Raw genomic sequence first — 6,029 nt, 5'->3', positions numbered from 1 at the left:
AGCATCGTCGCCAGATGATGTGGAGCCATAGGTGAAATACCACCCTGTTGTTTTCTGATGTCTAACCTCGAACCATGAAACTGGTTCAGGGACCCTCTGTGGCGGGTAGTTTGACTGGGGCGGTCGCCTCCTAAAGAGTAACGGAGGCGTGCGAAGGTTGGCTCAGGTCGGTTGGAAACCGACCGTTAGAGTGCAATGGCATAAGCCAGCCTGACTGCGAGACTGACAAGTCGAGCAGAGACGAAAGTCGGTCATAGTGATCCGGTGGTCCCTCGTGGAAGGGCCATCGCTCAACGGATAAAAGGTACGCCGGGGATAACAGGCTGATAACCCCCAAGAGCTCATATCGACGGGGTTGTTTGGCACCTCGATGTCGGCTCATCACATCCTGGGGCTGGAGCAGGTCCCAAGGGTTTGGCTGTTCGCCAATTAAAGTGGTACGTGAGCTGGGTTCAGAACGTCGCGAGACAGTTTGGTCCCTATCTGCCGTGGGCGTCGAAATTTGAGAGGAGTTGACCCTAGTACGAGAGGACCGGGTTGAACATACCTCTGGTGTACCTGTCGTCGTGCCAACGGCGCAGCAGGGTAGCTATGTATGGACGGGATAACCGCTGAAAGCATCTAAGCGGGAAGCCTCCCTCGAGATAAGATTTCTTAGGACGGTCGGAGACCACGACCTTGATAGATCGGATGTGGAAGTGCGGTAACGCATGGAGCTAACCGATACTAATTGTCCTATTCGCGCTTGATGAGTTCACACCTCCAACATCAGTGCTGACAACTGTCAGTGATGTTGCGGTTAAACTCAGCCTAAAACATGCACGGGCATCGATTTGAAAACCGCGAGTTAACGCGCTGGCTCCATTGCTTGGTGACCATAGCGTCTGTGACCCACCCGATCCCATCCCGAACTCGGCCGTGAAACCAGACTGCGCCAATGGTACTAGGGCTCAAGCTCTGGAAGAGTAGGTCGTCGCCAGGCATTGAAGCCAGCGCGCAAATTCGCACACAAAACCCATTCACATTGTCAGATACGCTCACCCAGCGCGCCCGCCTCCACGGCGCGGCGCGCTTTTTAGTCAAGCGTATCCCATGGTGGCGCGGGGTGGAGCAGCCCGGTAGCTCGTCAGGCTCATAACCTGAAGGTCACAGGTTCAAATCCTGTCCCCGCAACCACCGCCATAGAACTCGTAACGCCGCCCCCACGGGCGGCGTTGTCGCTTATGGCCCAGGCCGCCAAATCCTCAACCCGCGCAACCACTTCCGCCTCGGCAGAACCATCCTCGCTCGGGTAAATCGTGACGCTTTCGATAAGACGTGACAGGATCTCTGCGGCTTCACCGCGGATTTGGTCCTCGTTAAGCGTCTCCGTCAGGCGCTTCGCCTTCTCGGCAAAGAGCATCGTCAGGTCCGCGGGCAGGGAGAGGGGGATCGGCTCGATCTTCGGCTGATGGTCGATTTGCGCTTCGAGCCGTTGTTTTTCGCTTTCGCGCTCGACCAGGAGCTTCGTCAGCGTCTCGCTGATGACGCCGGCCAGCATGTTGGCGCCGAGGTTGGCGATCTCGGCCGTGACCACCGCCAGACGGTCGCGCAGCGCATCGTCACGGCGCTCTGCATGACGGGCAATGCGGTCCAACTCGCGCGTGAACTCGTCGGCGAAGATGCGCGCATGCTCGGGCGTGAACAGGTGATGCTGGAACACCGCCAGCGTCCCGTGCTCTATCGGCGCCTTGCGGACCGACACGGTGTTGCCGCAAGTACCGCGCTCCTTCTGGCCGGCGCAGCGATAATAGTCCTTGCCGCTGATGGTGTAGTTCGAGCCGCACACGCTGCAGCGGATGAGGCCGGACAGGAGGTGCTTCTTGCGGTTCTGGCGGCATAGAGGGGCTTCGGCCTGCGGACGCTGGCGCTGCTCGATCTCGGCATGCACAGCGTCCCACAGCTGTTCGTCGACAATGCGCAGCTCGGGAACGGCGACCTCGACCCACTCCGACTGGTCGCGAAGTCGATAGCGGCGTTCGCGCGTCTCGCTGTCCGGGTTGCGGCGCCATTGACGGCGGCCCCAGACCAGCCGACCAACATACAGTGGATTGTTTAGGATGCCGACGGCCTTTTTCGGGTCCCCCCGGATCGTGGACGCATTCCACTGACCGCCTCGCGGTCCGGGGATCCCGTCCTCGTTTAGACTCTTGGCAATCTGGATGGACGATTTGCCGGCCGCGAACTCGGCGTAGATCCGGCAGACGATGTCTGCTTGGGTCGCGTCGATCTCCAAGAGTCCACGAATCAGTTCGCCGCGCGCGTCGAGCTTGATAACGCGCTTGAAGCCGTACGCGCGACCACCGGCGAAGCGACCGGCGAGGATCGCCGCTTCCATGCCACGTACGGTCTTGTCGATAAGGTGCTTCAGGAAGATCGCCCCGAGCAGGCCTGCAACCGCAAACTTGATCTCGTCGACATGGCCCTCGCTAACCGTGTGCAGCTGCACACGGTGGAAGTGCAGCTTCTTGCCAAGCCAGGCGACGTCTTCTGCGTCCCTTGCGAGGCGGTCCAAGGCTTCGCATACGATGATATCGACTTCGCCCGCCTCGATCGCTCGAACGATCTGCTTGAGCCCAGGACGATCGCGCCGATACCCTGACTGCTCCGGGTCGAGCCATGTGCCGACGACGGTGCCCCCCAGATAGTCGATGAGTTTGGCGCAGGAGGCGACCTGATCACTGCTGGACGCGGCGTTCTGCATCGCGGTCGAGTGCCGACCGTAGATGGCGATGCGCTTGATGGGTTGGTTGAGCATCAGACTCTCGGGTGACGACAAGTCGGCGGGTGGCGGCGAACTGCTCACGTGCAGCCTGTCGGGCGAGCAGACGGACGAGGGCGGTCAGTCCGTCGGGCGGCGTCGGGGCGGTATCGCTTCGGGACGTGACATCGTGCATGCCCGCCTAACTGAACGCGATTCCGCTGGTCCGCCGGGTAACCTAAACCGGAAGTACACAGTATTTGACGAGCAGGACGGAGATCCACTAGCTTCACCGATCAAGCACCATCGCGGCGTCGATCCCGAATATGCGTGTGGCCATAGTCGCGATTGCGGGATTCTGCAGTTTCTCCTGCAATCTGGCGACGGCTCCCCGCGAGGCCTTGTTAGCCGGGTCGAGCCCAACATCTTCGTTACGGCGTTTTCCCAACTGGGCAGCTTCGCAATCTGGTGTACCTTCGGCTCGCAGTATGCTTGCGGCAAACGCTGCCCTCGTCTGGGATGGCCACGGGGCCCTGCGCTTGAGTTTGCGTCCGGCGATTATATCCGCGACGATTGTCTCGACGCTGTCGAGTGACCTGGTCAACTCTATCGCGACGAAGACCGCGATCTCGCGCGGTTCAAGGCCGAACCAAAGCGAGGTCATGCTCCGCTCCGTGAGCTGCTCTTCGGACATGGTACGATTGTTCATGCTCGACGCCGTAAGGACATCCCAAGCGATCGACTTCAGTCGTTCGTCGAGCCGCTCGCGGCTGCCTTCGATGCGGCTCAGAATCTTGCGGACGTCGAGCGCCACCGACCAGACGAAATCGCCTTCCGCCCCGGAGGCCAGCAACTTGTGCTTCTCCAAGCTCGTACGGATTTTGTCGTCATCGCCGGCTGCGGCACGCGCGTGTTTCATCAGGTCGGCGACAACGAGCGCCGGCTCGGCGATGGTTGTGAGCAGAACGTTGCCTGCCGGTTTCCACGTCGTGTTTCCCGCAAAGTGCGGCCCGTATGGACGCATGGCGAGATGGCGGATGTGTGCGATATGATCATGCGCCGTCGCGATCAGAAGGATTCGTGCATGATCGCACATCAGCCGAGTGAACCGGGACTGGTCAAGCTTGGCCGACACCGCAAGTCGGGCCGCGGTTGGCAACTGTCCTGCTAAGAGCGCCTGATAAATTCGCGGGTGCCTGCCACGAAGCGTATCCAGCTTAAGAGCATGTTGCTTGAGTGGATCACCGAGCCAGGTACTGATGATCCACGACAGGGCATGTTCATTTCTCGAAGGGGAAATGAGCGCGAGAAGATGCAGGCGAATTTCGTCATAGCCGACCGGCAAAGGGCAAGAAATCCGCGGCGAGATAGGGCGACGAATAGCCGCTCGTCTTTCCTCGACGGCGGCGCGGATCACTGCCGGCTGCGACTTGGTGCCACTGCCCTTATCGAGAATGAAGTTGACGACGGTTTCCGTCAGTATTCGCCGGTCGATACAAACGACATTGGATGCCGCTGCTTTCGCTCGCTCATCACGGGTAAGAACAGGACGGACTTGAGGTGTCTTGCAGCGCTTGCGCGGTGTACGGGGCATGCGACCATAGCCTTCGCCATGGATCGCATCCGGTCAGCGATCGAATAATGAGGCTGCCCCTTCAAAGGGCTGGACCGCATTCGGGGACGATCCTCGGCCGACTGGGGGTTGACTGCGCCCCACTGCTCCTCCCGTGGCGCACCGGATTGCACCACCAAACCCAAGTCGAATGCCCGCGTCGTCAAAGCATCCGACCGGCATAGGTTAGCATGGGCTTTCATTCGGCGAAAGTGCGAAGATGCTTGAAGCTGGACGCTCGCGTAAACGGCGCCCCGAGGCGCCGCATTTGATGAAAGGAGAGAATAGCCTGTGAGCAATCACAGGAGATGAAAAATGACCACCATCGTACTCGACATCGAAACGATCCCTGATGTCGCCGCCTGCCAGCGCGCCGGCGTAGACCCGGCGGAAGGCTTCGCGGTGTGGCCACTGCAGGAGCTTTTCTGCGTATCGTTGCTGACCGTGACTCGCGATCAGGATCAGAAACATCGGTTTGATCTCCAAACCTATTCACGCACGACGATGTCCGAGCGCGCCATCGTCGCTGAAGTCGAGCGGCAGCTCGATAACGCCCGGACCGTCATGACCTTCAACGGTCGAGCATTTGACATCCCGGTTCTGCTGGCGCGGGCCGCGGTGACCGGTGAACACGTGCCAAACCTGCTACGATCCGGAAGCAGGTCGCACGCGGGCTTCCACGTCGATTTGATGGACGAGATCACAGCGGGCGGTGCGGCAGTTCGACCGCGACTGATCGACGTCTGCGCGGCGTTTCGTATACCGGCTAAGCAGGAGATCGCCGGGACCAGCGTTGCCACGCTAGCCGCTCTTAAAGATTACGGGCGGATCGAGCGATATTGCGAAACCGATGTAGTGTCGACTTGGCTGGCGGCGCAGATGTGGCGATCCACGCAGGCATTAGGTTCCGGTATCGAGCACTGGCGCGAACTAGCCGGATGGATCTTCGCGCAGCAGCCTCGCTTGGCCCATCTCCTACCGTATGTACCTGCGCCGACGGTGTCGGGTGGTGGGGCAGCGCTCGATGTCGATGCGATAAGCCACATCGACCTTTGAAAGGGTTCGGGTCCGACTGCGCGTCATTCCGCGGTTTAGGTTACCCGGATCACTCAGCCTTTCTCTGTCACCGTTAATGCAGCGAGACACATGTCACGCCGCTGTTTCCCAAAACAGCCCAATCACCGAGGTACAATAATTATGCCAAACTGGGTGTATAGCGGCTTCAACGTAACGGGCCCCCCGACCGAGATCGCGCGCTTCAAGCATATGATGTTCAAGCCGGTTTCTGACCCGGCATCAGCCGCCGTTCAGGGCAGCCTTCAGAAGACGATGATGCTCGACTTCGGCGGCATCCTGCCTATGCCGGTAGGTGAAGAGGATGTGGAAAACTGGGCGGTCGATAACTGGGGCGTTAAGTGGAATGCGCTCGACCTCGACTGTAACCTGCGGGACAGGGATACCGTCTGGTTCCAGTTCACGACGCCCTGGGATTTTCCGACTCCGGTCTTCGAAGCGCTCGCCTCGGAATTTCCGTCGCTGATCTTCGCCGGATCGTCGTACGAAGAAAGCGGCGATTTTGAACTGGTTGGTGAGTTCAACGGCGAGAATGACTGGGGGCCAGGCCAAATCCAGTGGCTAGGGTCAGGACCCATTGATGTGGGAGGCGCGATCTGATTC

Annotated in this window: 4 protein-coding genes, 1 tRNA gene, 2 rRNA genes and 2 pseudogenes (1 of these 9 cut by a window edge); 6 read left to right on the top strand and 3 right to left on the bottom strand. The window is 59.8% G+C overall.

Annotation, left to right across the window (positions count from 1 at the left end; translation table 11 throughout):
• The 4 genes from JW805_14140 to JW805_14125 form a co-directional block, all read left to right on the top strand.
• Positions 1 to 750 (top strand): 23S ribosomal RNA (locus JW805_14140) (it extends 2,046 nt beyond the left edge of the window).
• Positions 751 to 867: 117 nt separating this feature from the next.
• A 5S ribosomal RNA gene (rrf, locus tag JW805_14135) occupies positions 868 to 982 on the top strand.
• Between the two features lie 117 nt (positions 983 to 1,099).
• Positions 1,100 to 1,176, top strand: a tRNA-Met gene (locus JW805_14130).
• A 274-nt stretch (positions 1,177 to 1,450) separates the two neighbouring features.
• The gene (locus JW805_14125) at positions 1,451 to 1,882 is read left to right on the top strand and encodes a hypothetical protein (GenBank protein ID MBN2973157.1); all 432 of its coding nucleotides are present in this window, start codon (positions 1,451 to 1,453) and stop codon (positions 1,880 to 1,882) included.
• Positions 1,883 to 1,906: 24 nt separating this feature from the next.
• Here the strand turns inward: JW805_14125 and JW805_14120 are convergent.
• From JW805_14120 to JW805_14110, 3 genes and pseudogenes are all read right to left on the bottom strand, one after another.
• Positions 1,907 to 2,377: pseudogene (locus JW805_14120) on the bottom strand (recombinase family protein).
• Positions 2,351 to 2,797 (bottom strand): annotated as a pseudogene (locus JW805_14115) (recombinase family protein). The pseudogenes JW805_14120 and JW805_14115 overlap by 27 nt, the downstream one beginning before the upstream one ends.
• A gap of 232 nt (positions 2,798 to 3,029) precedes the next feature.
• On the bottom strand, positions 3,030 to 4,334 hold the full coding sequence (locus JW805_14110) for a hypothetical protein (protein MBN2973156.1): 1,305 nt from the start codon (positions 4,332 to 4,334) through the stop codon (positions 3,030 to 3,032).
• Between the two features lie 333 nt (positions 4,335 to 4,667).
• Here JW805_14110 and JW805_14105 point away from each other — a divergent pair, with 333 nt between their 5' ends.
• Together JW805_14105 and JW805_14100 are read left to right on the top strand one after the other, a co-directional pair.
• Positions 4,668 to 5,408, top strand: coding sequence for a ribonuclease H-like domain-containing protein (locus tag JW805_14105; protein ID MBN2973155.1), 741 nt, complete (start codon positions 4,668 to 4,670; stop codon positions 5,406 to 5,408).
• 141 nt (positions 5,409 to 5,549) lie between these two features.
• Positions 5,550 to 6,026 carry a hypothetical protein gene (locus JW805_14100; GenBank protein ID MBN2973154.1) on the top strand — a complete coding sequence of 159 codons (477 nt, stop codon included), beginning with the start codon at positions 5,550 to 5,552 and terminating at the stop codon, positions 6,024 to 6,026.
• Positions 6,027 to 6,029 lie beyond the last annotated feature (3 nt).

This window comes from Roseomonas aeriglobus (assembly GCA_016937575.1).
In the GTDB taxonomy this organism is placed as follows: domain Bacteria; phylum Pseudomonadota; class Alphaproteobacteria; order Sphingomonadales; family Sphingomonadaceae; genus Sphingomonas; species Sphingomonas aerigloba.
The sequence above is the reverse complement of the archived record's forward strand: the minus strand, read 5'-3'. Positions and strand labels throughout refer to the sequence as shown.